The sequence below is a fragment of the Dactylosporangium sp. NPDC051541 genome, assembly GCF_044454505.1.
In the GTDB taxonomy this organism is placed as follows: Bacteria; Actinomycetota; Actinomycetes; order Mycobacteriales; family Micromonosporaceae; genus Dactylosporangium.
Genome location: NZ_JBITDU010000015.1, coordinates 153852 through 177014, shown reverse-complemented (window position 1 = coordinate 177014; position 23163 = coordinate 153852). Strand labels below are relative to the sequence as shown.

Genomic DNA, 23163 nt, shown 5'->3' with positions numbered 1-23163 from the left:
CCTCTCTTCGCTGGGCGGTCTGCCGATTGGTGGGCCGCCTTTCGCGTGTCCGGACCTCTGCGCTTGATACTACTGTGCATTGCGTACTACTCTGCTTGGCGTGGACACCACCCAGCTGCTCAAGGGGGTGCTCGACCTGGCCGTGCTCGCCGTGCTGCGGGACGAGGACGGCTATGGATACGACATCCTGCGCCGGCTGCGCTCGGCCGGTCTCGACGAGGTCGGCGACGCCTCCGTCTACGGCACCCTGCGCCGCCTCTTCCAGGCCGGCGCCCTGACCACCTACGTCGTGCCCAGCGAGTCCGGGCCGCACCGCAAGTACTACGCGCTCAACGCCGCCGGCCGTGCGCAGCTGGCCCGGTCCGGCAAGGTCTGGCACGGCTTCGCGCAGACGATGCACTCGCTGATCGGGGAGGAGGTGGCGGCATGACCACCGCACCCAGTGGCAGCAGCCTGGAGATCGACTACTACCTGGAGCGGGTCGCGGCGGCGCTGGCCGACCTGCCCCTCGATGTGCGCGAGGACCTCATGGAGGACCTGCCCGCGCACTTCGCCGAGGTCCTGGAGGAGCAGGGCGGCTCGCTGGTCGAGCGGCTCGGCCCGCCCGACGCCTACGCGGCCGAGCTGCGCGCCGCGGCCGGCATCGAGCCCGGCCGGGCCGGGGCCGCGGCCCGCGGCGGCATCGACGTCGAGCTGCTGCGACAGCGGCTGCGGACGCTGGACGAGCGGTCCGGGCGGGTCATCGGCTACGAGCGGGCCACCGACTTCCTGCGCCTGCTCCGGCCGGCCTGGTGGATCGCCCGCGGGGTGGCCCTCGTCGTGCTGATCTTCGCGTTCGACATCATCCCCCTCGACCGCCTCGACGACCCGATCGGCCTGGTGCTCATGGCCGCCGCCGCGGTCGTCTCCGTGCGCATCGGGGCCACCGGGCGGCCGCGGCTGCCCCGGGCCGTCGGCATCGGCGTCAGCGCGGTCGCCGGGCTCGGGCTGCTGTTCATCGCGGTCACCTTCCCGGGGGCCCTGTGGCGCTACTCCGGCAGTCAGGCGTATTACGACTCCGGCTCCAACAACCCGTACCAGTACGTCGTGGACGTCTACCCGGTCGACCAGAACGGCCGGCCGCTGCAGGGTGTGACGCTGTACGACCAGGACGGCAATGTGATCAACCTCGGCGACCCCTACCGCTGCCACGTCGACCCGACCGCCGGGGAGATGCGCGCGGAGACGCCCAGCTATCCGCTCTGCCCGATCGGCCGGGTCAACCCCTCCGGCGGCGCGGCGCCCAGCCTCGCGGGGAGCCCCGGTCCGTCGCCGTCGGCCAGCCCCGATTCGTCGCCGTCGGTGAGCCCCAACCCGTCCCCGTCGGTGAGCCCGTCGCCGTCCCGCTAACGTCGAGGGCGTGGGAGACGCGCTGGACGAGCTCGATCGGGAGATCTCCGAGTGCCGCCGCTGCCCGCGGCTCGTGGCGTGGCGGGAGGAGGTCGCGGTCGTCAAGCGGGCCGCGTTCCGCGATCAGGACTACTGGGGGCGCCCGGTGCCCGGCTACGGCCCGCACCGGGCGCCCATCGCCATCCTCGGGCTCGCCCCGGCCGCGCACGGCGGCAACCGCACCGGGCGGATCTTCACCGGCGACCGCTCCGGCGACGTGCTCTTCGCCGCGATGCACCGGGCCGGCCTGGCCAACCAGCCCACGAGCACGTCCCGTGACGATGGGCTCACGCTGACCGCGACCCGGATCTTCGCCGCCGTGCGCTGCGCCCCGCCGGACAACAAGCCCACGCCCGAGGAGCGCGACACGTGCGCGCCGTTCCTGCACCGGGAGCTCCGGGAGATCACCCCTGACCTGCGCGTGGTCATCGCACTGGGCGGGTTCGCGTGGGCCGCCTTCTGGCCCGCCCTCCGCGCCGTCTACGGTGTAGCACCGGCGCGGAAGGTGCCGTTCGGCCACGGCGCCCTGTGGCAGGCCGAAGGTGCTCCCGCGTTGCTCGGTTGTTACCACGTGAGTCAGCAGAACACCTTTACCGGTCGGCTCACGCCAGGAATGCTGGACGAGGTCTTCACCCGGGCGAAGCAGCTCGCCGGGGTCACTTAAGAGCGACGGGATCTCATGGACCGCACCTTCGGCCGCTGGTTGCCGGTGCTGGGCGTCATCGCCGTCCTCCTCATCGGTGGCCTGGCCGCGTCCATGTCCTCGCCCGAGATCACGCGGGTGCCCGTGCCCGGGCCGGCGGTACCGGAGCCGACGCCGAGTGTTCTGGCGCCGGACCAGCAGGACGTGCCGGAGCCGGTCGCCGACGGCAACCGGGACGACGACCTCGAGCTGCCCTCCTGGGTGATCACGGGCGCGATGCTGCTCTGCGGCCTGCTGGTGCTGGTGCTGGTCGGGAGCCTGGTGTGGTATCTGCTGGCCAACCGGTCGGCGAAGCAGAAGCCGCGGATCTTCGTCGAGCCGGAGGCGCCGCGGCCGATGGCCCAGGGCTCCGCCGAGGAGGTCATGGCCGCGGTCGAGGCCGGCATCGTTGAGCTCAGCGACACCGACACCGACCCCCGCCGCGCCGTCATCGCCTGCTGGGTCCGCCTGGAGCGGGCCGCCGCGGCCGCCGGCACCCCGCGCCTGACCGGTGACAGCCCGACCGAGCTGGTGACCCGCCTGCTCTCGACGCACCAGGTGAGCCGGCCGACGCTCGAAGGCTTTGCCGAGGTGTACCGCGAAGCCCGCTACGCCACCCACCCGGTCGGCGAGCGCTCCCGCCAGGACGCCATCGGAGCCCTGCGCCAGATCCGCACCGAGCTCGCCGGCCAGGCCGCCGGGGCCGGTCGTCCCGCCGGAGGTGAGCGCGGTGCCCCGTGACGAGCAGGTGGTCGGCCTCGACGAGCTGTTCGACGGCGGCCCGGCCGTCCCGCGCCGCGAGCAGCCGCCCCGCACGGCCCGGCGCCCGGCGCGCCCCTTCGACTGGCGCTGGTGGGTGCGCCGGCTCTTCGTCGCCGTCGCGCTGACCACCGTCGCCTTCCTCGTGCTGTACATCTTCGGCTACCAGGTGTCATATCCGCTGATGCTGCTCACCATCATCGCCGTGCAGATCATGCGGGAGATGCTGGTGCAGGTGCGCTCGGAGGAGCTGCCGGCCACGGTGACCGGCTCCGGCCTGGAGCCGGTGAGCCGGCCCCCGGAGCGCCCGGGCGCGGCGCGGTCCCCGGGCCGGCGCGAGCTGCGCGACGCCATCCCGGGCGGCGACGGCATCCTGCTGGCCGTGGCCAAGTGGGACGACCGGTTCGTCTGGGGCGAGCGCGACCCCAACCGCTTCTCGGCCGTCGTCGTGCCCCGGTTCACCGATCTCGTCGACGCCCGGCTCCGCCAGCGCCACGGCATCACCCTGGCCGGCAACCCCGAGCAGGCCCGCAAGCTGGTCGGCGAGGACCTCTGGAAGCTGCTGCACTACACGCCGTCCCGCGTGCCCAGCCCGCAGGACATAGCATCGATCGTCGCGAAGGTGGAGGCGCTATGAAGACGCTCGCTCCGGGCGAGGTGGGCCGGATCGCCAAGGTGGTCCTGGACCAGGTCGGCACGGTGGTCGTCGGCAAGCGCGACTCCCTGGAGCTGGTCCTGGCCGGGATCCTGGCCGGCGGCCACGTGCTGCTGGAGGACCTGCCGGGCCTCGGCAAGACGCTGACCGCGCGCTCGTTCGCGCAGGCCCTCGGCATCGGCTTCCGCCGCCTGCAGTTCACCCCCGACCTGCTGCCGGCCGACGTCACCGGCTCGTTCCTCTACGACCAGCGCAACCACGAGTTCTCGTTCCGGGCCGGGCCGGTCTTCACCAACCTGCTGCTGGCCGACGAGATCAACCGGACGCCGCCGAAGACGCAGTCGGCGCTGCTGGAGGCGATGCAGGAGCGGCAGGTCTCGGTCGAGGGCGCCACCTACCGGCTCGACGCGCCGTTCCACGTGCTGGCCACGGCCAACCCGATCGAATACGAGGGCACCTATCCGCTGCCCGAGGCCCAGCTCGACCGGTTCCTGCTGCGGGTGTCGTTCGGCTACCCGGAGGCCGACGAGGAGTGGGACGTGCTGCGGCGGCGGATGTCGCGGCGGCAGGAGGAGGCCATCCTCGAGCCCGTCGTCGACTCCGAGACGCTGCTGGCCATGCAGCAGGCCCTCGAGGACGTCATGGTGGAGGACTCGATCGGGCGATACATCGTCAGCCTCACCGCCGCCACCCGCGTCCACCCGCACGTGCTGGTCGGGGCCTCGCCCCGCGGCTCGCTGGCGCTGCTGCTGCTGTCCCGCGCCTCCGCCGCCCTGAGCGGGCGCGACTACGTGGTGCCCGAGGACGTCAAGGCGGTCGCCATCCCGGCCCTGTCCCACCGCATCTCGCTGCGCCCGGAGATGTGGCTCAAGCGCATCGACCCGCGCTCCGTGGTCGGCGAGGTGCTGGCCCAGACGCCGGCGCCGGCCAGCGGGGCGCTGCCGACCTACGGCGGAAGGCGTGGCTGAGTCCAACGAGACCCGCTGGCCCAACCGGGCGTTCGACCCGACCCGGGCCCTGGGCCGGGCCGTGCTGGTCGCCGGCGCGCTCGTGCTCGTCGCCGTGCTCACCGGCCAGTTCGACCTCGTGGTCATCGCCGCGCCGTTCGCGATCGGCACCGCCGTGTCGCTGGTGCGGCGGCCGAAGCGGGCGCCGACGGTCGAGGTGACGGCCGCGGAGCCGTTCCTGGTCGAGGGGGCCGACCTCGGCGTCACGATCAACATCGGCAACCCCAACCCCGCCGGGTTCGACCTGGTCGTGGTTCGTTCGGTGGTACCGCACTGGATCCGCCTCAAGCACACCGACCGCCCCTACGCGGTGAACGTCGCGGGTCAGACGATCTCCGGCGTTGACCTGGAGGGCCGGGTCCTGCGCTGGGGCCGCCACCCGCTCGGCCCGGTCACCGCGCACGCCGTCGCCTCCGACGGGCTGCTGCTCGGCCGGGCCCAGCAGACGCCGCCGCTGCCGCTGAAGGCGTACCCGGCGACCGAGCACTTCGACGCGGCCGAGGCCATGCCGCGCGCGGCCGGGCACGTCGGCGGCCACCGCTCCCGGCGCCCCGGCGAGGGCGGCGAGCTCGCGGGCGTGCGGCGGTTCGGCCCCGGCGACCGGCTGCGCCGCATCGACTGGCGGGTGTCGCTGCGCACCCGCGAGATCCACGTCGTCAGCACGTTGTCCGACCGCGACGCCGAGGTCGTGGTGCTGCTCGACGCGCTGCACGAGGCCGGGCGCTCGACCGGCATCGACGGCCGCGCCTCCGTGCTCGACATCACCGTGCGGGCCGCGGCCGGCATCGCCGAGCACTATCTGCACCGCGGGGACCGGGTGGCGCTGCTGCAGTACGGCGGGACGGTCCGGCACCTGCGCGCGGCCAGCGGCCGCCGGCACTACATGACCACGCTGGAGTTCCTGCTCGACGTGGCGGCCGGCGAGGGCGGGGACGAGCCGCCGCCGTCGTCGTTCGGGCCGCAGCTGATCCAGGGCAACGCGCTGGTGATGGTGCTCACCCCGCTCCTGGACGTGCGCAGCGCGGCGATGCTGGCCAACCTGGCCCGCGCCGGTCGGTTCGTGGTGGCCGTGGACACCCTGGCCGATCCGGTGCTGCGCGTCCGCGCGACCGGCAAGTGGGGCGACGTGGCCTGGCGCATGTGGCGGCTGGAGCGCGAGGCGATCATCGGCCAGCTGCGCGAACACGGCGTGCCCGTGGTCGCCTGGGGCGGGGCCGGCAGTCTCGACGAGGTCCTGCGCGGGGTGGCCCGGCTGGCGGTGGGGCGGACGGTGACCACGTAATGTTCGAGGAGCTCCAGGACTACTTCGCGGGCCGGATCGGCCGGGCCCGGGACCAGCTCTCCCGCGCCGCCGCCGGTCCGCTGCTGATCCGGGCCGCGATCGCGGTGTTCGCGGTGCTCAGCCTGGTGCTGGCGTATCCGCGCGAGGTCATGGGCAACTTCGCCGGGATCGTGCTGGCCGGGATCGTGGCGCTGCTGCCGGCCGTGTTCGTGCGCACCCGGCTGGTCGGCCTGGCCGTCTTCGCCTGTGCGTTCGGCTGGCTGATCGGCAAGTTCGTCTACGGCGAGATCATCTCCGTGCCGCGGCTGATCGCGCTGTCGACCACGCTGTACCTCATGCACTCGCTGGCCGCCCTGGCCGCGGTCCTGCCCTACGACGCCATCGTGTCACCGGGTGTGCTCAGCGGCTGGCTGCTGCGGGCCCTCGGCGTTGTCGCGGTGAGTGCCCTGGTCAGCGTCGCGATGCTGTTCCTGGTGAAGGTGACGCTGGGTCCGGTGTTCCTGGCCGCCTCGCTCGTCGGCGTGGTCGCCGCCGGTGCACTGGCCTACCTGGTGGCACGGCGGGCATCACAGTAGCCGGGGGTGTGGGGGGGTGCAGCCCCCCGCCCGGGGCGGGAGCGAAGCGGCTCCGGAATCCTCTGCTGCTGCTTCTGGGGTTGTTCTTGCGGTGTGCTTGTGGTCGCGGTTACACCCTTGGTAACGGGCATTACATTGACGGTGACCGGCCTCCAGAGACCCCCGTCACGCTTCTAGCGTTGAGTCGTGGCTGCGAAGCGAATCCTCATCGTCGGCGCCGGGCACGTCGGGCTCTATGCCGCCCTGCGCCTGTCCAAGAAGCTCAACCTCCACGAGGCTGAGGTCACCGTGGTCGACCCCCAGCCCCACATGACCTACCAGCCGTTCCTGCCCGAGTCGGCGGCCGGCAACATCTCGCCCCGGCACGCCGTCGTCCCCCTGCGCCGCGAGCTCGAGCGCTGCCACGTGCTGTCCGGCACGGTCACCAGCGTCGAGCACGCGCGGAAGGTGGCGATCGTCCAGCCGATCATCGGCCCGGCCCGCGAGGTCGCCTACGACCACATCGTCGTCGCGCCCGGCTCGGTGTCGCGCACGCTGCCCATCCCCGGGCTGCGCGAGCAGGCGGTCGGCTTCAAGACCATCGGCGAGGCCGTCTTCCTGCGCAACAGCGTCCTCGACCGGCTCGACGTGGCCGCGACCACCGACGACGGGCCGACCCGGCGGCGGGCGCTGGCGTTCGTCTTCGTCGGCGGCGGCTACGCGGGCGTCGAGGCCCTGGCCGAGATGGAGGACATGGTCCGCGGCGCGCTGCGGTACTACCCCGAGATCCCGCGCGACGAGGTCCGGTTCGTGCTCGTCGAGGCGGCCAACCGGATCCTGCCCGAGGTCGGCCCGGAGATGGGCGCCTACACCGCGGTCGAGCTGACCCGGCGCGGCATCGACATCCGCCTCGGCACCCGGCTCGAGTCGTGCGTCGACGGCCTCGTGCAGCTCTCCGACGGCGACGCCTTCGAGGCCGACACGATCGTGTGGACGGCCGGCGTGAAGCCGCACCCGATGCTGGAGCAGACCGACCTGCCCCGCACCCCGCGCGGCGCGATCACCTGCAAGCCCACCCTGCAGGTCGTCGACGCCGACGGCAACGTCGTCGAGGGCGCCTGGAGTGCCGGCGACTGCGCCGCGGTGCCGGACCTGACCTCCGCCGACCCGTCGGCGCTGTGCTCACCCAGCGCCCAGCACGCGGTGCGCCAGGCGGCCCGGCTGGCCGACAACATCGCGGCCGTGGTTCGCGGCCGCGAGCCCGTCGACTACCGGCACAAGCACGTCGGCTCGGTGGCCGGACTCGGCCTCTACAAGGGCGCCGCGCGGGTGTACGGCATCAAGGTCCGCGGACTCCCGGCCTGGTTCATGCACAGGACGTACCACCTGAGCCGTATTCCGACCTGGAACCGCAAGATCCGGGTGCTCGTCGACTGGACGCTGCAGCTGGTGCTGCGCCGCGAGGTGGTCGCGCTCGGCTCCCTGCACGAGCCGCGGGAGGCGTTCGTCGAGGTCGCGCAGCCCATTCCGCTTCCGGTCCGGGCTTCTTCACCGGACCGGACGAAGGCCGCTTAGCCTCGGGCCCGCCAGACCCAGACGTCGGCCACGCGTTCGCCGGGGCCCAGCAGGGTGTCGAGGGTGGTCTTCAGCGCCCCGGCGCCCGGCTGGCCGTCGGCCAGCACGAAGCAGGACGCGTGCCAGTAGCCGATGTCCCGGCGCAGGTCGACGCGGTCCTGGTCGGTCAGCACCGGCGGGTTGTCGTTCGCGACCGCCCGGTGCAGCAGCTGGGACGTCGGCCGCGGGAAGACGCCGACGGCCGACGTGCCACCGTTGCCGTACGGGCCGATGAACCAGCCCTGCGGCGTGGCGAAGGACACGTTGGTCGCCGCCGCCCAGCGCATCGACTGCGGGTCCTTCCAGTCCGGCAGCGGCACCGGGACGATCGTGCCGTCGCGCGGCGCGTACCCGCGCCAGTAGCCCTCGGTGAAGAACCGCGGCACGGGCGCCCGCTCCGTCGTGGGCAGCGGCCGCGGCGCGATGGGGACGAGCGCGGCGATGACGGCGACCGGCACGAGGAGTTTGAGGGTCTCCGTCTGTGTGATTGCCGCGTGTACCGCCGCCGCGAGCACGAACCCCAGGAGCGGGACGGTGGCCAGGGCGAAGCGGGTCGGCAGCGCCCACTCCACGACCGGCGCCCCCGCGATCAGGGAGTACGGCCCCCACTGGGCGGTCCGCTCGTGCCCGACCACGATGTGCGGCCCCAGGGCCAGCGCCCACAGCACGAGCGACACCACCGTGCAGGCGACGACCGCCGGGCGGCGCCACATCCACAGCGTCGCCCCCAGCACCACGATGAGCACCGGGGCGCCGAAGAACGCGGTGTACTCCGCCGGCCCGCTCGCCAGCCGGGTCGCGCTCGCCCCGCCGGCCAGGGACAGCGGCGACAGGGCGGTGAAGCTCTTGAGGTCGGCCGAGTAGAACTCCGGCCGGAACACCGCCCCGGCACCGCTCTGCGGCCCGCGGAACTGCGTCCAGATCGGGTACGCCAGCAGCGCCAGCCCGACCGCGCCCGCGATCGCCAGCCCCAGGCCCAGCGACGGCAGGACGTGCCGCGGCACCGGCCGGCAGGTCGCGACGAAGGCCAGGCCGAACAGTCCGATCGCGACCGCGGCCAGCAGCAGCACCTCCTCGCCGAGGAAGAACTGCGCGGTGACCAGCCCGCCCAGCAGCAGGCCGCGCCGGACCGTGTTCGTGCCCTGCGCGAGCGTGATCACGCACCAGACGATCGGCGGCACCAGCCAGGCCGCGGTCATGTGCAGATGGCCGTTGGACTGGCTCACCAGGCCGGGCGCGAAGCCGCCGAAGACCCCGCCGACGAGCGCGCCCAGGCGGTGCAGGCGCGCGGTGCGGGCGAACAGCAGGTACCAGCCGGCGCCGTTGGCCGCGAGGTTGAACCCGGTCGCCACCGCGAACGTCACCGGAGCGCCGAACGCGAGGGTCAGCGGGGCGAACAGCACCCCCAGCCCGACGAGCGAGGCGTTGCCCAGGACGTTGATGCCCTCGGGCGCGTTCAAGGCACCGGTCACGAAGGTGAAGTCACCGCGATACGCTCGGGTGGCGTAGGCGAGGAACCACTCGTCGAGCGCCTGGTCACCGGGGTTGAGGGCGAGGCCGCGGCCCGCCGGATCGGCCAGCAGGCCCTTGGTGACGAAGGCCGCGGCGAGCACCATGAACGCGCACGCGGCCAGGTCGTTAATCCATGGACGGCGGCGGCGCAACGGCGAATTGGCCGGTGTTGCCTGGTCAACCGGAGCAGTACCGGCCTCGTCGGTCTGTGGGCCGCTGGTCACCCGGACGACAGTAACGGCCAACCCGTTGTCGGTGTTGACAGTTCACCGGACGGGCTACCGTGAGATCGCGTTCAACGCCCGGGTGGTGGAACGGCAGACACGGCCGCCTTAAAAGCGGCTGCCGCAAGGCATGCGGGTTCGAACCCCGCCCCGGGCACAACTTTTCTCCGTACCATGACGTCGCACTGTATGGTGCCGGTTTCCCGATCGCTCTTTCGCGGTACCCTGGGTCTACACGTGGATGAGAGCCCATGGAGGCCGATCGTGCAGAGTTCGAACCCGGTGCTCACCCGCCTTGGCGAGGCGGCGCGGGCTTCCCGTTATGAGAGCGGCGCGCCGACCCGCGCCATGACCATGGACGACGTCGTCGTCCGCACCGTTGCGCTGCTGGCCGTGACCGGTGTGGTCGGTGCCGGCGCCTGGATCCTGCTGCCGCCGAGCAGCGCGATCACCTACCTCGCGGCCATCGTGGCCAGCCTCACCGGCCTGGTCCTGGGCCTCGTCATCTCGTTCCGCCGGATCACCAGCCCGGCCGTGATCATCCCCTACGCGGTGCTGCAGGGGGTCGCGCTCGGCGTCATCAGCCGCTCCTTCGAGAGCCGCTGGAACGGCATCGTCCTGCAGGCCGTCATCGGCACGTTCGGCATCTTCGCCGTCATGGCGGTGCTGTACAAGTTCCGGGTCCTGCGCGCGACGCCCCGCTTCACCAAGTTCGTCATCGGCGCCCTCATCGGCGTCATGGTGCTGGCGTTCGCCAACTGGCTGTTCTACCTGTTCGGCCTCAACCTGGGCCTGCGCGAGTACAGCACCACCGGGCAGGTCGGCTGGCTGCCGATCGTCTTCAGCCTGGTCATCATCGGCGTCGGCGCGCTGACGTTCATCCTGGACTTCGACGCCATCGAGCAGGGCACCCGCTACGGGATGCCGGAGAAGTACGCCTGGTATTGCGCCTTCGGCGTGCTGGTCGGCCTGATCTTCCTCTACTACGAGATCCTGCGCCTGCTGAGCTACCTGCGCCGCTGATGTCCGACGAAGATCAGCTCAGCACTGCCGTGCGCAAGCTGGTCGGTCAGGTCTCACACTGGACGCCGCCCCGATGGGCGGCGTCCGGTCTGTCCGGGGCCACACGCGCCGACCTCATGCACGACCTGGTCCAGTGGCTGGCCGACCGCGGCGCCGAGGCCGAGGGCCGCCCGCCGCTGCCCGTGCCGCGCCTGGAGAACGACCTGGCGCTGCCCGACCAGCTCCAGGTGGTCGCGGCCGACCTGAGCCGCTACGCCCCGCCACCGGTTCGGGACGAGGCGGCGGCCCGGGTCAACGCCATCCGCGGAGCGTTCGGTTAGGTCGGCTGCCTTCGCCTCAGGTCAGGTGGGCCAGCAGGTCCTGACGCGTGATGACCCCGGCCGGCTTGCCGTCGATGAGCACCACGGCGGCGTCGGCCTTCTCCAGCAGCGCCACCGCCTCGCTCACCGGCTGCCCCCCGCCGACCATCGGCAGCGGGTCGGCCATGTGCCGCTCCACCATGTCGTGCAGGTGCGCCTGCCCGGAGAAGAGCGCGTCGAGCAGGTCCCGCTCGGCGATGGAGCCCGCGACCTCGCCGGTGACGACGGGCGGCTCGGCCTTGAGTACGGGCAGCTGGGACACGCCGTACTCGCGCATGTAGTCGATCGCGTCCCGCACCGTCTCGTTGGGGTGGATGTGGACCATCCCGGGGACGCGGCCGTCCTTGCCGACCAGGACGTCGGCGACGGTCGGGGTCTGGTCGGCGGTGTGCAGGAAGCCGTATCGGGCCATCCAGCCGTCGTTGAAGATCTTGGAGAGGTATCCCCGGCCGCCGTCCGGGAGCAGGACGACCACGACGTCGTCCGGTCCGGCCGCGCGGGCGACCTTCAGCGCGGCCGCCACGGCCATGCCGCAGGAGCCGCCGACGAGCAGGCCCTCCTCGCGGGCCAGGCGGCGGGTGAGCTCGAACGAGTCCTTGTCGGACACCTCGACGATCTCATCGCAGATGGTCCGGTCGTACGTCGTGGGCCAGAAGTCCTCGCCAACGCCCTCGACCAGGTATGGCCGGCCGGTGCCGCCGGAGTAGACGGAACCCTCGGGGTCGGCCCCGACGACGCGCACGCGGCCCTCGGAGGCCTCTTTCAGGAACTTCCCGGCGCCCGAGATGGTCCCGCCGGTGCCGACGCCGGCCACGAAGTGGGTGACGCGGCCGTCGGTCTGCTGCCAGACCTCAGGGCCGGTGGTCTCGTAGTGCGAGCGGGGGTTGGCCGGGTTGGCGTACTGGTCGGGCTTCCACGCACCGGGGATCTCGCGGGCCAGCCGGTCGGAGACGTTGTAGTAGGACCGCGGGTCCTCGGGCGCGACAGCCGTGGGGCAGACCACCACTTCGGCCCCGTAGGCCCGCATGACGTTCTGCTTGTCCTCGCTCACCTTGTCGGGGCAGACGAAGACGCAGCGGTACCCCTTCAGCTGCGCCACCAGCGCCAGCCCGACGCCGGTGTTGCCGGACGTCGGCTCGACGATGGTGCCGCCCGGCTGGAGCAGCCCGGCCTTCTCGGCCTCTTCGACCATCCGCAGCGCGATGCGGTCCTTCACGCTGCCGCCGGGGTTCATGTACTCGACCTTGGCCAGGACGGTGGCGGAGATGCCGGCGGTCACGTTGCGGAGCCGGACGAGGGGCGTATCGCCCACCAACTCGACGACGTTGTCGTAGTAGCGCACGCCGCCAGCCTATCCGGCCTACCGAATGACGTGTCCGGGGATCACTGTCTCGCGCCGCTTCTCCCATTCCAGGAAGCGCTCCAGCTCGTCCATCAGCGCGCCGGCGAAGTATCCGGCCACGGCCAGGTCGTCGACCATGCCCAGTACAAAAAGGAACATTTCCGGCACCGCGTCGATCGGCGAGATGATGTACACCCCGGCCATGGCCAGCATCGCCAGCCGTTTGCCGCCGTCGTACTCGCCCTTCATGGTCGCCTTGATCATGCGGGGGATCGCGGCGATCCGCTTGCCGACGCCGGGGGTGTCCGGCCGGAACACGCGCGCCAGCGCAGTCCACGCCAACCGCCGTCGCAGCGCCCTGTCCGCCATGGTGACCACCCTCTCTGCCCTTGCGTATCAATGTAACGGTGCTTGTCATCAGGTGCCCGAGTAAGAATGTGGACATGGATCTCGATGAGGCTCGGGCGGTTCTGACGGACCAGCACCAGGCGGTGCTCGCGACCCGCCGCAAGGACGGCGGCGTGCAGATGTCGCCGGTCACGGTGGCCGTCGATGCCGAGGGCCGGGTGGTGATCAGCAGCCGGGTGCCGGCCTACAAGGTGCGCAACCTGCGGCGCGACCCCCGGGCGGCGGTGTGCGTGCTGCCCGACGGGTTCTACGGCCGGTGGATTCAGGTCGAGGGCGAGGCCGACATCGTGCTGCCGCCGGACAGCGTCGAAGGTTTGGTCGACTACTACCGGCGGGCAACCGGAGGGGAACACCCCGACTGGGACGATTACCGGGCGGCGATGATCCGGGATCAGCGGGTACTCATCCGGGTCACCCTCCACCGGGCCGGACCGGACAAGTCGGGATGAGGTCAGGTCGGGGTCGGGACAACCGCGACGAATACTTGGGAGGCGGAGGCTAACCTCGGGTTCGCGAGAATCCAGGGGTCGGAAAGGTCGGGGGCGGTGAAACTGCAGTCGGAGCGGGTGAAGCGGATAGCAACGGCGGCGGCGGTCGGCGGCGGTGGCGTGGCCGGGGCGGGCGTGTTGTTCTACGGGTTGGTGCTCGGCCAGGCGCTCCTGGCCCGCAAGACGATCCCGCAGGTCGTGAGCCCGCCGCCGCGCGCCGACGGGCTTTTCGGGGCGGACTTCGGCGGGGAGCCGGTGCGCCTGGTGGTCCTCGGGGACTCCTCGGCCGCCGGCTACGGCGCGGAGGGCCCGAGCGAGACGTTCGCCGCCGCGGTCGCCGCCGGCCTGGCCGAGCAGCTGCGGCGCCCGGTGTGGATGCGCTGCCTGGCGGTGGTCGGGGCCGAGTCGAAGGGCCTCCCGCCGCAGACCGAGGTCGCGCTGCGGCAGCGGCCGGACATCGCCGTGATCTGCATCGGCGGCAACGACGTCACCCACCGGGTCAGCATCCCGATCGCCATCCGCCACCTCGTGCACTCGGTGCGGATGCTGCGCGAGGCGGGCGTCGAGGTCGTCGTCGGCACCTGCCCGGACCTGGGCACGATCCGCCCGATCCAGCCGCCGCTGCGCTGGCTGGCCCGGCACTGGAGCCGGCAGATGGCGACCGCGCAGACGATCGCGGTGGTGGAGGCCGGCGGGCGCACGGTTTCGCTGGGCGACCTGCTCGGCGAGCTGTTCTACTCGGAGCCGGACCGCATGTTCAGCCTGGACCGCTTCCACCCGTCCGGGGCGGGCTATCTGGCCGCGGCCCAGGCCGTGCTGCCCACCGCCGTCGCCGCGCTGACCGAGCCGCCGCAGCCGGCCGGCGTGCCCGTACCGGCCGACGTCGCGCTCACCGCGGGCGAGGGTGTCCGCACGCTGCCGCAGGCCGCCGTCGAGGCCGCGCACAGTCCCGGCACCGAGGTCAGCGCGGCACAGGTGGCCGGGCACGACCGCGGCCCCGGCGGCCGCTGGGCGCAGCTACGTCGCCGGGTGTGGCACCGCCTGCCGCAACAGTCCGCCCGAACCCCCGACCGGACGGCGGAGGCGGCGTGACGAAGCAAAGAACAAAAGCAGAAGCAGAAGCAGCAGAGGATTCCGGGGCCGCTTCGCTCCCGCCGAAGCCGCCGGCGGCCGACTGCGCCTCGACCGACGAGGCCTGTGTCGCCTGTCGGGCAAGGGGCTCCACGCCCCCTGCACCCCTGCGACGTCAAGCGACCGCGCCGGTGCCGAGCGTATCCAAGTGTTCGCCGGCCGTTGTGACGGGGTTCATTCGTCCGGATTTGCCCCTTGTTCGTACCGCCTAGGACGTGATTCGATGGAGTTGCTCGGTGTGGAGGTGACGGCGTGGGTGTGGTGAAGCGCCTGGCCAAGCTGGCGGGTTTCACGGTGGCAGCCGGTGCGGTCGGCGGAGCCGCCGTCCTCACGGCCCAGGCCGTCGCGGCCCGCACACGCAACTACGCAAAGCCCGACATGCGCCTGGCGATGCGCTCCTCGATCGGCGGCACCGGCAAACCCCCGATGCGCCTGGTCCTCCTGGGCGACGCGACCGCACTGGGCGTGGGCGTCGACCGGGTCGCCGACACGGTAGGCGGCCAGCTGGCCGCCCTCCTGGCCGAGGGCTCAGCCGGCCGCCGGGTGGAGCTGTCCAGCGTCGCGGTAGCCGGCTCCCGCTCCTCCGACCTGGCCACCCAGGTGGCTCGAGCCTTGGTCGGCCCGGCACCGGACGTAGCTCTGGTGCTGGTCGGCACCAACGACGTGACCCACTTGACCGCCGTCAGCGAGGCCGCCGACCACCTGTCCGCCGCCTGCCGCCGCCTGAGGGACGCCCAAATCCCCGTAGTGGTAGGCACCTGCCCCGATTTCGGCGCACTACGAGCCTTCGCCCCACCCCTACGCCAACTCCTGGGCCTCCGCAGCCGCCGAGTAGCCCGCCTACAGGCCGCCGCCGCCGGCTCCGAAGGCGCGGTAGTGGTGGACCTGGCCGCCCGCACAGGCGCAGTCTTCCGAGCCGACGCCGGCACCCTCTGCCACGACGGCTTCCACCCCTCAGCCGACGGCTACCGAGTCTGGGCCCACGCCCTACTACCCGCCGTGGAAGAAGCCGCCGCCCTCCGCCGAACCGCCTAACCAGCTCCCCACCCCACTCCCTCCTACCGCCCCCACCTCCCCAACCCCACCCCGCCCCGCCCCCGGTCGCGGCACCACCCGCCCGTAGCAGCACAGCCGCCCCGTCGCGTGTCACACGGTTCCGCGGTGACGTCCGGGCCGTCGCTCGCCCGCGGTGCCGTCCGGGCCGTCGCTAGCCGCGCCGTTGCTCGCCCCGCTGTCGCTAGCCGCGCCGCCGGTCGCCCCGCTGCCGCTACAGCTAGCCGCTCCGCCGGTCGCCCCGTGACGCCCGCCCGCTCGCGTCGAAGACCGCCGCCTCACGCAACGCGGCGGGCAGCGCGTCAGACGGCACGGACGCGGACGGCACGATCGGCGCGGGCGGGCACGGCACAAACGGCGCGGGCGGGCACGGCGCGGGCGGCACGGATGCGGACGGGGGCCGCACGGAGGGGGCGGCGCGAGGTCGGGATGGAGCTGGTGGGCGGGCGGCGCGAAGTGCGGGCGGTGGTCTGGAGGGCGGGTTTTTGCACTCGGTGTGACAATTTTGGCTTGGCGGGCCTGGGTGGTGGGGGGTTACCTCCGAGTAGCATCTGGAGGTATGCCGGAAGCTGTCATCGTTGCCACCGCCCGGTCCCCGATCGGCCGGGCCGTCAAGGGATCGCTGCGGGACCTTCGCCCCGACGATCTTGCTGCAACCATCGTCCGTGCTGCCCTTGACAAGGTGCCGCAGCTCGATCCGCGCGCGATCGAGGATCTGTATCTGGGGTGCGGTCTTCCCGGCGGCGAGCAGGGGTTCAACATGGCCCGCGTGGTGAGCACGCTGCTCGGGTTCGACCATCTCCCCGGGGCCACGACCACCCGCTACTGCGCCTCGTCACTGCAGACGACCCGGATGGCGTTCCACGCGATCAAGGCCGGCGAGGGTGACGTGTTCATCTCCGCGGGGGTCGAGTGCGTCTCGCGGTACACCCGGGGCAATGCTGATGCTCTTCCGCCTGATGCGCAGGCAGCCGTCGGCGGTCCGTGGCAGAACCCGGCGTTCGCGGATGCGTATGCGCGCACCACGAAGCGGGCCGAGGGTGGCGGCGACGCCTGGCACGATCCGCGCGAGGACGGCCAGCTCCCGGACATCTACGTCGCGATGGGGCAGACCGCCGAGAATCTGGCCGAGCTCGAGGGTGTGACCCGCGAGGACATGGACGAGTTCGGCGTGCGGTCGCAGAACCTCGCCGAGCAGGCCATCCGGAACGGCTTCTGGGCCCGTGAGATCACGCCGGTGACGACGCCCGACGGCACGGTCGTGTCGACTGATGACGGCCCGCGGCCCGGCGTGACGCTGGAGGGTGTGGCCGGGCTGAAGCCGGTGTTCCGCCCCGACGGCCGGGTCACCGCCGGCAACTGCTGCCCGCTCAACGACGGCGCCGCCGCGGTCATCGTCATGAGCGACGTCAAGGCCCGCGAGCTCGGCATCACGCCCCTGGCCCGGATCGTGTCGACGGGCGTGACCGCGATCTCGCCCGAGATCATGGGCATCGGCCCGGTCGAGGCTTCGCGCAGCGCGCTCAAGCGGGCCGGCATGACGATCGACGACGTCGACCTGGTCGAGATCAACGAGGCGTTCGCGGCCCAGGTCATCCCGTCGTACCGCCAGCTGGGCATCCCGCTGGACAAGCTGAACGTCAACGGCGGCGCGATCGCGGTGGGCCACCCCTTCGGCATGACCGGCGCCCGCATCACCGGCACCCTGCTCAACTCGCTGGACTGGCACGACAAGTCGATCGGCCTGGAGACGATGTGCGTCGGCGGCGGCCAGGGCATGGCGATGGTCCTGGAGCGGCTGTCCTGAAACCAAAAGATCAATCAAGCGGCGACGGTACTGCCACCACGTCGACCAGCGCCCCCTTGCGCAGCACGGTGATGGGCAGGCGCGTGCCGATCGCGGGTCCGAGCATGAGCTTGAGCACGTCCTGCACACCGGTGATCGGGTTGCCGCCGGCACTGAGCACCACGTCGCCCACGTAGAGCCCGGCCTCGCCGGCCGGGCTCCCGGGCACCACCTCGGCCAGCCGCAGCGCCTTGGTCTGGCCGAGTCGTTCGGCGACGGGCTGGGGGAGGGGCACCGTGGCCCCGGCGACGCCGAGCCAGGCGCGGCGGACGCGGCCCGTGGACATCAGCTCCGACATGATCACGCGGGTCGTGTTGTTGATGGGCACGGCCAGGCCCAGGCCGATGCCCGCGACCGCCGTGTTGATGCCGACGACCCGCGAGGCCGAGTCGGACAGCGCGCCGCCCGAGTTGCCGGGGTTGAGGGCGGCGTCGGTCTGGATGACGTCGTCGACCAGGCGCAGGTGGCGGCCATCGCGGACGGGCAGGGAGCGGCCGAGGGCGGAGACGACGCCCGCGGTGACCGAGCCGGCCAGGCCGAGCGGGTTGCCGACGGCCACGACGAGCTGGCCGATGCGCAGGTCGTCGGCGTTGCCAAGGGTCGCCGGCGGTACCCCCGGCTCTCGGATCCGAAGCACGGCGAGGTCGGAGAGCGGGTCGGCGCCGACGACGTCGAAGCGGGTCTCGATGCCGTTGGTGAACTCGGCGACGCCGCCGTCGGCGCCGGTGACGACGTGGGCGGAGGTCAGGGTGAAGCCGTCGGGGGTGTAGACGACGGCGGAGCCGGCCCCCTCGCCGCGGCGGCTGCGCACGGTCAGGCTGGCCACGCTCGGCAGGAGGGTGGCCGCCACGGTGGAGACGACCCGGCTGTACGCGTCGAGCGCATCGATGTCTGGGTCCATGCCCAGAAGAACAATGCGGCGGCGGTACCCATGCCGCCCGCGATTACGCCAACAGCGATTTCGCCGGCAGGTCGAACCAGCGCAGCGCCTCGAAGTTGGCCGACACCACACCGTCCGGCTCCTCGGCGACGGGCAGCGCCTCGACCAGCGACCGCGCATATCGCAAATATCCGGACAAGTCGGATTCGGGGGCGCGCTCGTGCCGAGCCGGCCAGGTCAGCTCACCATCAGCGGAGTACTGCAGCTCGGACAGGCGCAGCGGCGGCTCCACCACCCCGTCGCGATGCTTCCACAGCCCGGTGTAGGGGTCGAAGCGGTACTGCGGCAGAAACGCCCACCCGTGCGTGGCCACGAAGTGCATGGCATCGACGATGTACTGGAAGACCGTCTCGGAGATGAAGTAGTTGAAGCTGACCCGCACCCAGCCCGGCTTGATGCCCTCGCAGCCCGCGATGATCTCCTGCTCGAAGCGGTGCGAGCGCTCGATGTCGATGCCCAGGAGGCGGTGGCCGTAGGGGCCCGCGCAGGAGCAGCCGCCCCGCGACTGGATGCCGAACAGATCGTTCAGCAGGCTGACGACGAAGTTGTGGTGGAGGTACCGGCCGCCGGGCTTCTTGATGACGAAGGACACGATCGACAGCCGGGACGCGTCCAGGTTGCCCAGGATCTCGATGTTGGGGTTGGTCCGCCACGACGCGATGGCCTCGCGCAGGAACCGCGCCTCCAAGGCCCGGATGGTGTCGGTGCCGACCGCCCGCTTGAGCTGGAACACCAGGCCGGCGCGGATCGACTCGACGATGGCCGGGGTGCCGCCCTCCTCCCGGTGGGCCGGGTCGGCGATGTAGTGGTGGTCGGTGGGGTTGACGTAGTCCACCGTCCCGCCGCCGGGCACGGTCGGGACGCGATTGGTCAGCAGTTCCCGGCGGACGACCAGGACTCCGGGGGTGCCGGGGCCGCCGACGAACTTGTGCGGTGAGATGAAGACGGCATCCTTGTCGTGCATCTCGATGTCGACGTAGGGCGCGGCGGCGGCGAAGTCCCAGAACGACAGCGCGCCGTGCTCGTGCAGCAGCGCCGAGACCGCGTGCGTGTCGCTGACGATCCCGGTCACGTTGGAGGCCGCCGAGAACGATCCGATCTTCAGCGGCCGGTCGGCGTGCCGCGTGAGCTCCGCGCGCAGCCGGTCCAGGTCGATGTGGCCGTTGTGATCCTCGGGGATGACGACGACGTCCGCGATGGACTCGCGCCACGGCAACTCGTTGGAGTGATGCTCGAAGGGGCCGATGAACACGACCGGGCGATCCGCCGGCGGGATGTGCGCGGTGAGGTCGTAGCGGTCGTCCAGGCCGGCCGGCACCCGCAGGCCGAGGATGTGGACCATCTTGTCGATCGCCGCGGTCGAGCCGGAGCCGGTGAAGATCACGACGGTCTCGTCGTTGCCGCCGACGGCCTCGTTGACGATCTGGCGGGCGTCCTCGCGCAGGCGGGTCGTCTGCAGCCCGGTGCCGGACGACTCCGTGTGCGTGTTGGCGTATCGCGGGAGCACCTCGTCGCGGATGAACCGCTCGATGAAGTCCAGCGCCCGGCCCGAGGCAGTGTAGTCCGCGTAGGTCACGCGGCGGGCTCCGAAGGGCCCCCACATCACCTGGTCGTCTCCGATGACGGCGGCGCGGATCCGCTGCAAGAGGGGGCTCTCCATGACGGCCATTATCCGCTGCGCCACGCCGTCCCCTTTCGTGTGGTCGGAAGAGAGTCGCACTCGTTGTCCGCTCCGCCATCCGGCCCGATTGTTTAACGTTTCGTCCGGAGGTGCTCAGGAACCTCATGAGACTGGGGGTAGGGAAGTTGGTCAGTGTTGACCAGTCCGAGCCAACAGACGTCGTAGACCGTCTGCTGTGGCGGGACGCCGCGCAGATCCTGGGTCGGCACAGCGAGTCCGACGGCGAGGGGCAGTGCCTCTGGTGCGGGCGCGAGTGGCCCTGTGCGCCACGCCGGCTCGCGGAGAACGCCGCCGAGGCGTCCCGCCGTCCGTGGAACGAGGCCTGGACCGCCCGTCACGACTTGTACAGCTTGCGCACCATGCCCGACTGGCGCATCGACCTCGGCCGCCCGAGTGAGAAGCGCGGCGGCTGGCATCGGGCCGGTGGAAACCGAGGAACCTTCCTCTGACCTGATCGTTGAACCAAGCGGAGACTCCAGCGCGCCCCGCCAGTGCAATGCAGTCTCCGCTACACAAAGACCCGCTCGGACACGGTTGCCGGCATGCCTCCGCCGGCTCCGAACGCCTCCGGCCAGGCGTCCTCCCCAGGGATCGAGCGGGTCCACCCGGCAGGCGAGGGCACTACTCGTGGTTCCCCCGCATATATCGCGAATGTGCCCTCGCCTGCCAATACCAACGCTGTTGGGCACCACATGCTCACCCGCACAGCGAACGGCCCGGAGTCCCGCGACTCCGGGCCGTTCGTGTATTCAGGTCAAGCGGTGACTACGCCGTTCAGTTGTAGTCCGCCACGGTGAACGTGGAGCCGCTCGACAGGATCGACTGCATGTAGTTCGCCGCGTTCGGGTTGGTGGCCGAGACGACGTTCGCGTTGACCGCGCCGCTGCTCACCACGGTGACCGTGTAGGTACCGTTCGGGATCGCGCCGGTGCCGTACACGTAGATCGGCTGGGCCAGGCTGCCCGAGGCCGTCTGCGCGCCGCTGAGGTTGTTCGACAGCGTGACGTTCTTCGTGTCGGTGAACGCGGTGATGACCGTGCCGGCCGGGATGTTCGCGCCGGAGACGGCCTTGCCGACGTCCGTCGCGGCGAACATCGCCGTGGTGGTGGACAGCGCCTTGGTGTTGTTGGCGCCGGCCGCGTCGGTCAGCGCCTTCACCGCGGTGCCCGAGTACACGTTGACCACCGTGGTGCCGGTGACCGGTGCCGTCATCGCCTTGCTGATCGTCGCGACGCCGGTGCCGGCGTTGACCGCGGTGATCGTCGTGGCCGCCGGGATGCCGGTGCCCAGCACCGTCAGGCCGACGTCGGTCGCGCTGAACGTGCAGGCGCCGCCCGGTGTCAGCGTGGTGCCGGCGTTCGAGCCGGTGCAGCCCTGGACGCTGCGGGCGGTGGTGGCCGCCAGCGGGCCGTTGCCCATCGTGTACAGCGTGCAGATGAGGTTGGTGTCGGAGACGACGAGCACGTCCGCGCACTCGGCGGTCGGGCCGACGGTCTTCGTGGTGCCCGAGCCCTTCGGGTCGTACGTGCCCTTGACCAGGTACACGTGCGCCTTGGTGCTCAGCTGGTCGTAGACGCCCGGGGCGGCGAAGGACAGGTCCTGGAAGCCCACGCCCTGGATGTCCAGGTCGGTGCCGGTCGCCTTCGAGTTCGGGGCCGTGTTCGGCGTCACCGTGATGCCGTTGGTGAACGTGAACAGGCTCTTGCCCGTGTAGGTGGTGCCGTTCGTCAGCGTGATCGTGATGTCGAAGCCGGTGCCCGGAGCGTGCGGCGGCGTGACCGCCGTGAAGCTGCTCGAGGTCTGGGCCGTGATGGACATCGGGGTGCCGCCGATCGCGGCGGTCATCGTGCCGAGCGAGCTGGGCAGGTTGGTGCCGGTCACCACGATGGTGGAGCCGCCCTGCGCCGGGCCGGTGGCCGGCAGGACCGACACGATCGCCGGGATGTTGCCGGAGACGTACGTGCTGTAGCCCTGGGCCACGAGGTGGTTGCCGGAGCTCGCGTTGCTCGAGTCGTAGACGCACACCTTGTAGGAGTTCGCGGCGATCGCCGGCACCGTGACCGCGATCTTCGAGGTCGAGATGAACCGGATCGCCGACACGTTCGGCGTGACCGCGCCGCTGGACTGCGGGAACTGGTCACACTGGCCCGGGGCCGTCGTCGTGCTCTGGAACTGCACGAACGTCTGGCCGCTGGTGAAGATCGGGGCGTACGCGGTCAGCGTGATCGAGTTGCCGCCGGCGCTCGAGCCCGTGGCCGCGCTCAGCGCCACGTTGCCGCTCAGGTTGAACGCACCGGATGTCAGCGTCTCGGCCACCAGCGCGTTGCTGGCGTACACGCAGACGTTGAAGTCCGTGCTCATCACCGTCGGCAGCGTCGTCAGATACGGCTGGATCATCGTCGCCGGCATGTTGACCTTCATGGTCCGCGACGACGGCACCTGCACATTGGCCACCGGGACCTGGATCACGCCGCCGGTGATGGTGGACGCGTTCGACGCACTCGGGGCGGAGGCGCTCGGCGGCGTCGCGGCGCAGACGGACCCGGCCGTGGTCTTGGCCTGGAACTGCACCGTGTAGCTCGACGAGTACGGGGTGAAGGCCGCGTTCGCCGTGATCAGGTCGACGTTGTAGCTACCGCCGCTGGCGCCGCTGCTGGGGCTGGCGACGAGCATCGGGTTCACCGTGTAGGCGGCGGTGGCCGTGCTGGCCAGCAGCGCCGTCGTGCCGACCGTGGAACCGTCGTAGACGCAGACGTAGAACCCGACCGGTGCGGTGACGTCGGGCGGCAGGTTGAGCGACGACGGGACTGTGACGTTCAGGTTGTTGCCGCTGACGGCGACCGTCGTGGCCTGCACGATACCCGCGGTGACGGTGCCGGCCGACGAGGCGATGGGCACCGGGGCGTCATACGGGTCGGCACACGCCGTCGCCGAGAACTGCGCGACCGGACCGGTGGCGCCGCTGAACTTGCTCGACGTGGTCGGCGTGAGCGAGATGACGTTGCCGCCGCCACTGGGACCGTGCGCCGGAGTGACCGTCGTGATCGGGTCGGTGGCCGCAAAGCTCGGGGCCGATGTCGCGACCAGACCGGCCGCTACCACGCCCAGGACCACGGCCGCGCGGCCGAGTCGTTTTCTGACTTGCACTTGAGTGTCTCCTCCGTTGCTTGCCACG

21 protein-coding genes and 1 tRNA gene are annotated in these 23163 nt (G+C 71.6%); 16 read left to right on the top strand and 6 right to left on the bottom strand.

Translation table 11 applies throughout. From position 1 onward, the window contains the following. Nucleotides 1-100 precede the first annotated feature (100 nt). The 9 genes from ACIA8L_RS44855 to ACIA8L_RS44815 all read left to right on the top strand — a co-directional run bounded on the left by ACIA8L_RS44855 (nucleotide 101) and on the right by ACIA8L_RS44815 (nucleotide 7942). Complete coding sequence (locus ACIA8L_RS44855; protein WP_395914575.1) at nucleotides 101-430, top strand: PadR family transcriptional regulator; 330 nt, start codon at nucleotides 101-103, stop codon at nucleotides 428-430. After that, nucleotides 427-1389, top strand: a complete 963-nt coding sequence (locus ACIA8L_RS44850; RefSeq protein ID WP_395914573.1) for an HAAS signaling domain-containing protein — start codon at nucleotides 427-429, stop codon at nucleotides 1387-1389. Before ACIA8L_RS44855 ends, ACIA8L_RS44850 begins: the two co-directional genes overlap by 4 nt. 10 nt (nucleotides 1390-1399) lie before the next feature. Then, nucleotides 1400-2092: a uracil-DNA glycosylase gene (locus tag ACIA8L_RS44845; RefSeq protein WP_395914571.1), complete on the top strand. Its 693-nt coding sequence runs from the start codon at nucleotides 1400-1402 to the stop codon at nucleotides 2090-2092. Between the two features lie 15 nt (nucleotides 2093-2107). Further along, nucleotides 2108-2851, top strand: coding sequence for a DUF4129 domain-containing protein (locus tag ACIA8L_RS44840; RefSeq protein WP_395914570.1), 744 nt, complete (start codon nucleotides 2108-2110; stop codon nucleotides 2849-2851). Next, complete coding sequence (locus tag ACIA8L_RS44835; protein ID WP_395914568.1) at nucleotides 2841-3506, top strand: hypothetical protein; 666 nt, start codon at nucleotides 2841-2843, stop codon at nucleotides 3504-3506. The genes ACIA8L_RS44840 and ACIA8L_RS44835 overlap by 11 nt, the downstream gene beginning before the upstream one ends. Next, nucleotides 3503-4492 carry an AAA family ATPase gene (locus ACIA8L_RS44830; protein WP_395914566.1) on the top strand — a complete coding sequence of 330 codons (990 nt, stop codon included), beginning with the start codon at nucleotides 3503-3505 and terminating at the stop codon, nucleotides 4490-4492. The genes ACIA8L_RS44835 and ACIA8L_RS44830 overlap by 4 nt, the downstream gene beginning before the upstream one ends. Next, complete coding sequence (locus ACIA8L_RS44825; RefSeq protein ID WP_395914565.1) at nucleotides 4485-5813, top strand: DUF58 domain-containing protein; 1329 nt, start codon at nucleotides 4485-4487, stop codon at nucleotides 5811-5813. The genes ACIA8L_RS44830 and ACIA8L_RS44825 overlap by 8 nt, the downstream gene beginning before the upstream one ends. Then, nucleotides 5813-6388 (top strand): hypothetical protein, encoded by a 576-nt coding sequence (locus tag ACIA8L_RS44820; protein WP_395914563.1) that lies wholly within the window; start codon nucleotides 5813-5815, stop codon nucleotides 6386-6388. Before ACIA8L_RS44825 ends, ACIA8L_RS44820 begins: the two co-directional genes overlap by 1 nt. A 186-nt stretch (nucleotides 6389-6574) precedes the next feature. Continuing rightward, entirely contained in the window at nucleotides 6575-7942 is a 1368-nt protein-coding gene (locus ACIA8L_RS44815; protein ID WP_395914561.1) for an NAD(P)/FAD-dependent oxidoreductase, read from the top strand. Here ACIA8L_RS44815 and ACIA8L_RS44810 read toward each other — a convergent pair. Further along, a complete protein-coding gene (locus ACIA8L_RS44810) occupies nucleotides 7939-9717 on the bottom strand; it encodes a hypothetical protein (protein WP_395914559.1) in 1779 nt (592 codons plus the stop codon). The genes ACIA8L_RS44815 and ACIA8L_RS44810 overlap by 4 nt on opposite strands. 76 nt (nucleotides 9718-9793) lie before the next feature. Here ACIA8L_RS44810 and ACIA8L_RS44805 point away from each other — a divergent pair. From ACIA8L_RS44805 to ACIA8L_RS44795, 3 genes are all read left to right on the top strand, one after another. Beyond that, nucleotides 9794-9874: transfer RNA gene (locus tag ACIA8L_RS44805), tRNA-Leu, on the top strand. 107 nt (nucleotides 9875-9981) lie between these two features. Then, entirely contained in the window at nucleotides 9982-10740 is a 759-nt protein-coding gene (locus tag ACIA8L_RS44800; protein ID WP_395914557.1) for a Bax inhibitor-1/YccA family protein, read from the top strand. Beyond that, a complete protein-coding gene (locus tag ACIA8L_RS44795) occupies nucleotides 10740-11060 on the top strand; it encodes a hypothetical protein (RefSeq protein ID WP_395914555.1) in 321 nt (106 codons plus the stop codon). The genes ACIA8L_RS44800 and ACIA8L_RS44795 overlap by 1 nt, the downstream gene beginning before the upstream one ends. 16 nt (nucleotides 11061-11076) lie before the next feature. Here the strand turns inward: ACIA8L_RS44795 and ACIA8L_RS44790 are convergent, their stop codons facing one another. Then, nucleotides 11077-12441, bottom strand: coding sequence for a cystathionine beta-synthase (locus tag ACIA8L_RS44790; RefSeq protein WP_395914553.1), 1365 nt, complete (start codon nucleotides 12439-12441; stop codon nucleotides 11077-11079). Nucleotides 12442-12459: 18 nt separating this feature from the next. After that, a complete protein-coding gene (locus ACIA8L_RS44785) occupies nucleotides 12460-12810 on the bottom strand; it encodes a YkvA family protein (RefSeq protein ID WP_395914642.1) in 351 nt (116 codons plus the stop codon). A gap of 74 nt (nucleotides 12811-12884) precedes the next feature. Between ACIA8L_RS44785 and ACIA8L_RS44780 the strand changes: the two genes are divergently transcribed. The 4 genes from ACIA8L_RS44780 to ACIA8L_RS44765 all read left to right on the top strand — a co-directional run bounded on the left by ACIA8L_RS44780 (nucleotide 12885) and on the right by ACIA8L_RS44765 (nucleotide 17328). Then, nucleotides 12885-13298, top strand: a complete 414-nt coding sequence (locus ACIA8L_RS44780; protein WP_395914551.1) for a PPOX class F420-dependent oxidoreductase — start codon at nucleotides 12885-12887, stop codon at nucleotides 13296-13298. A 96-nt stretch (nucleotides 13299-13394) separates the two neighbouring features. Further along, nucleotides 13395-14429 carry an SGNH/GDSL hydrolase family protein gene (locus ACIA8L_RS44775; RefSeq protein WP_395914549.1) on the top strand — a complete coding sequence of 345 codons (1035 nt, stop codon included), beginning with the start codon at nucleotides 13395-13397 and terminating at the stop codon, nucleotides 14427-14429. Nucleotides 14430-14720: 291 nt separating this feature from the next. Then, complete coding sequence (locus ACIA8L_RS44770) at nucleotides 14721-15503, top strand: SGNH/GDSL hydrolase family protein (protein ID WP_395914547.1); 783 nt, start codon at nucleotides 14721-14723, stop codon at nucleotides 15501-15503. A gap of 577 nt (nucleotides 15504-16080) precedes the next feature. Continuing rightward, complete coding sequence (locus ACIA8L_RS44765; RefSeq protein ID WP_395914545.1) at nucleotides 16081-17328, top strand: acetyl-CoA C-acetyltransferase; 1248 nt, start codon at nucleotides 16081-16083, stop codon at nucleotides 17326-17328. 10 nt (nucleotides 17329-17338) lie between these two features. Here ACIA8L_RS44765 and ACIA8L_RS44760 read toward each other — a convergent pair whose 3' ends face one another. The 3 genes from ACIA8L_RS44760 to ACIA8L_RS44750 form a co-directional block, all read right to left on the bottom strand. After that, nucleotides 17339-18268, bottom strand: a complete 930-nt coding sequence (locus tag ACIA8L_RS44760) for a S1C family serine protease (RefSeq protein WP_395914543.1) — start codon at nucleotides 18266-18268, stop codon at nucleotides 17339-17341. Nucleotides 18269-18311: 43 nt separating this feature from the next. Beyond that, nucleotides 18312-19967: an aminotransferase class V-fold PLP-dependent enzyme gene (locus tag ACIA8L_RS44755; RefSeq protein WP_395914541.1), complete on the bottom strand. Its 1656-nt coding sequence runs from the start codon at nucleotides 19965-19967 to the stop codon at nucleotides 18312-18314. A 795-nt stretch (nucleotides 19968-20762) separates the two neighbouring features. Next, nucleotides 20763-23135 carry an IPT/TIG domain-containing protein gene (locus tag ACIA8L_RS44750; protein ID WP_395914539.1) on the bottom strand — a complete coding sequence of 791 codons (2373 nt, stop codon included), beginning with the start codon at nucleotides 23133-23135 and terminating at the stop codon, nucleotides 20763-20765. Nucleotides 23136-23163: the final 28 nt, after the last annotated feature.

What these genes read in the sequence shown, in the direction of transcription:
- ACIA8L_RS44850 (WP_395914573.1), top strand. Translation starts at nt 427, where the DNA reads ATGACCACCGCACCCAGTGGCAGCAGCCTGGAGATCGACTACTACCTG.
- ACIA8L_RS44840 (WP_395914570.1), top strand. Translation starts at nt 2,108, where the DNA reads ATGGACCGCACCTTCGGCCGCTGGTTGCCGGTGCTGGGCGTCATCGCC.
- ACIA8L_RS44830 (WP_395914566.1), top strand. Translation starts at nt 3,503, where the DNA reads ATGAAGACGCTCGCTCCGGGCGAGGTGGGCCGGATCGCCAAGGTGGTC.
- ACIA8L_RS44820 (WP_395914563.1), top strand. Translation starts at nt 5,813, where the DNA reads ATGTTCGAGGAGCTCCAGGACTACTTCGCGGGCCGGATCGGCCGGGCC.
- ACIA8L_RS44795 (WP_395914555.1), top strand. Translation starts at nt 10,740, where the DNA reads ATGTCCGACGAAGATCAGCTCAGCACTGCCGTGCGCAAGCTGGTCGGT.
- ACIA8L_RS44785 (WP_395914642.1), bottom strand. Translation starts at nt 12,810, where the DNA reads ATGGCGGACAGGGCGCTGCGACGGCGGTTGGCGTGGACTGCGCTGGCG.
- ACIA8L_RS44780 (WP_395914551.1), top strand. Translation starts at nt 12,885, where the DNA reads ATGGATCTCGATGAGGCTCGGGCGGTTCTGACGGACCAGCACCAGGCG.
- ACIA8L_RS44765 (WP_395914545.1), top strand. Translation starts at nt 16,081, where the DNA reads ATGCCGGAAGCTGTCATCGTTGCCACCGCCCGGTCCCCGATCGGCCGG.
- ACIA8L_RS44760 (WP_395914543.1), bottom strand. Translation starts at nt 18,268, where the DNA reads ATGGACCCAGACATCGATGCGCTCGACGCGTACAGCCGGGTCGTCTCC.
- ACIA8L_RS44755 (WP_395914541.1), bottom strand. Translation starts at nt 19,967, where the DNA reads ATGGAGAGCCCCCTCTTGCAGCGGATCCGCGCCGCCGTCATCGGAGAC.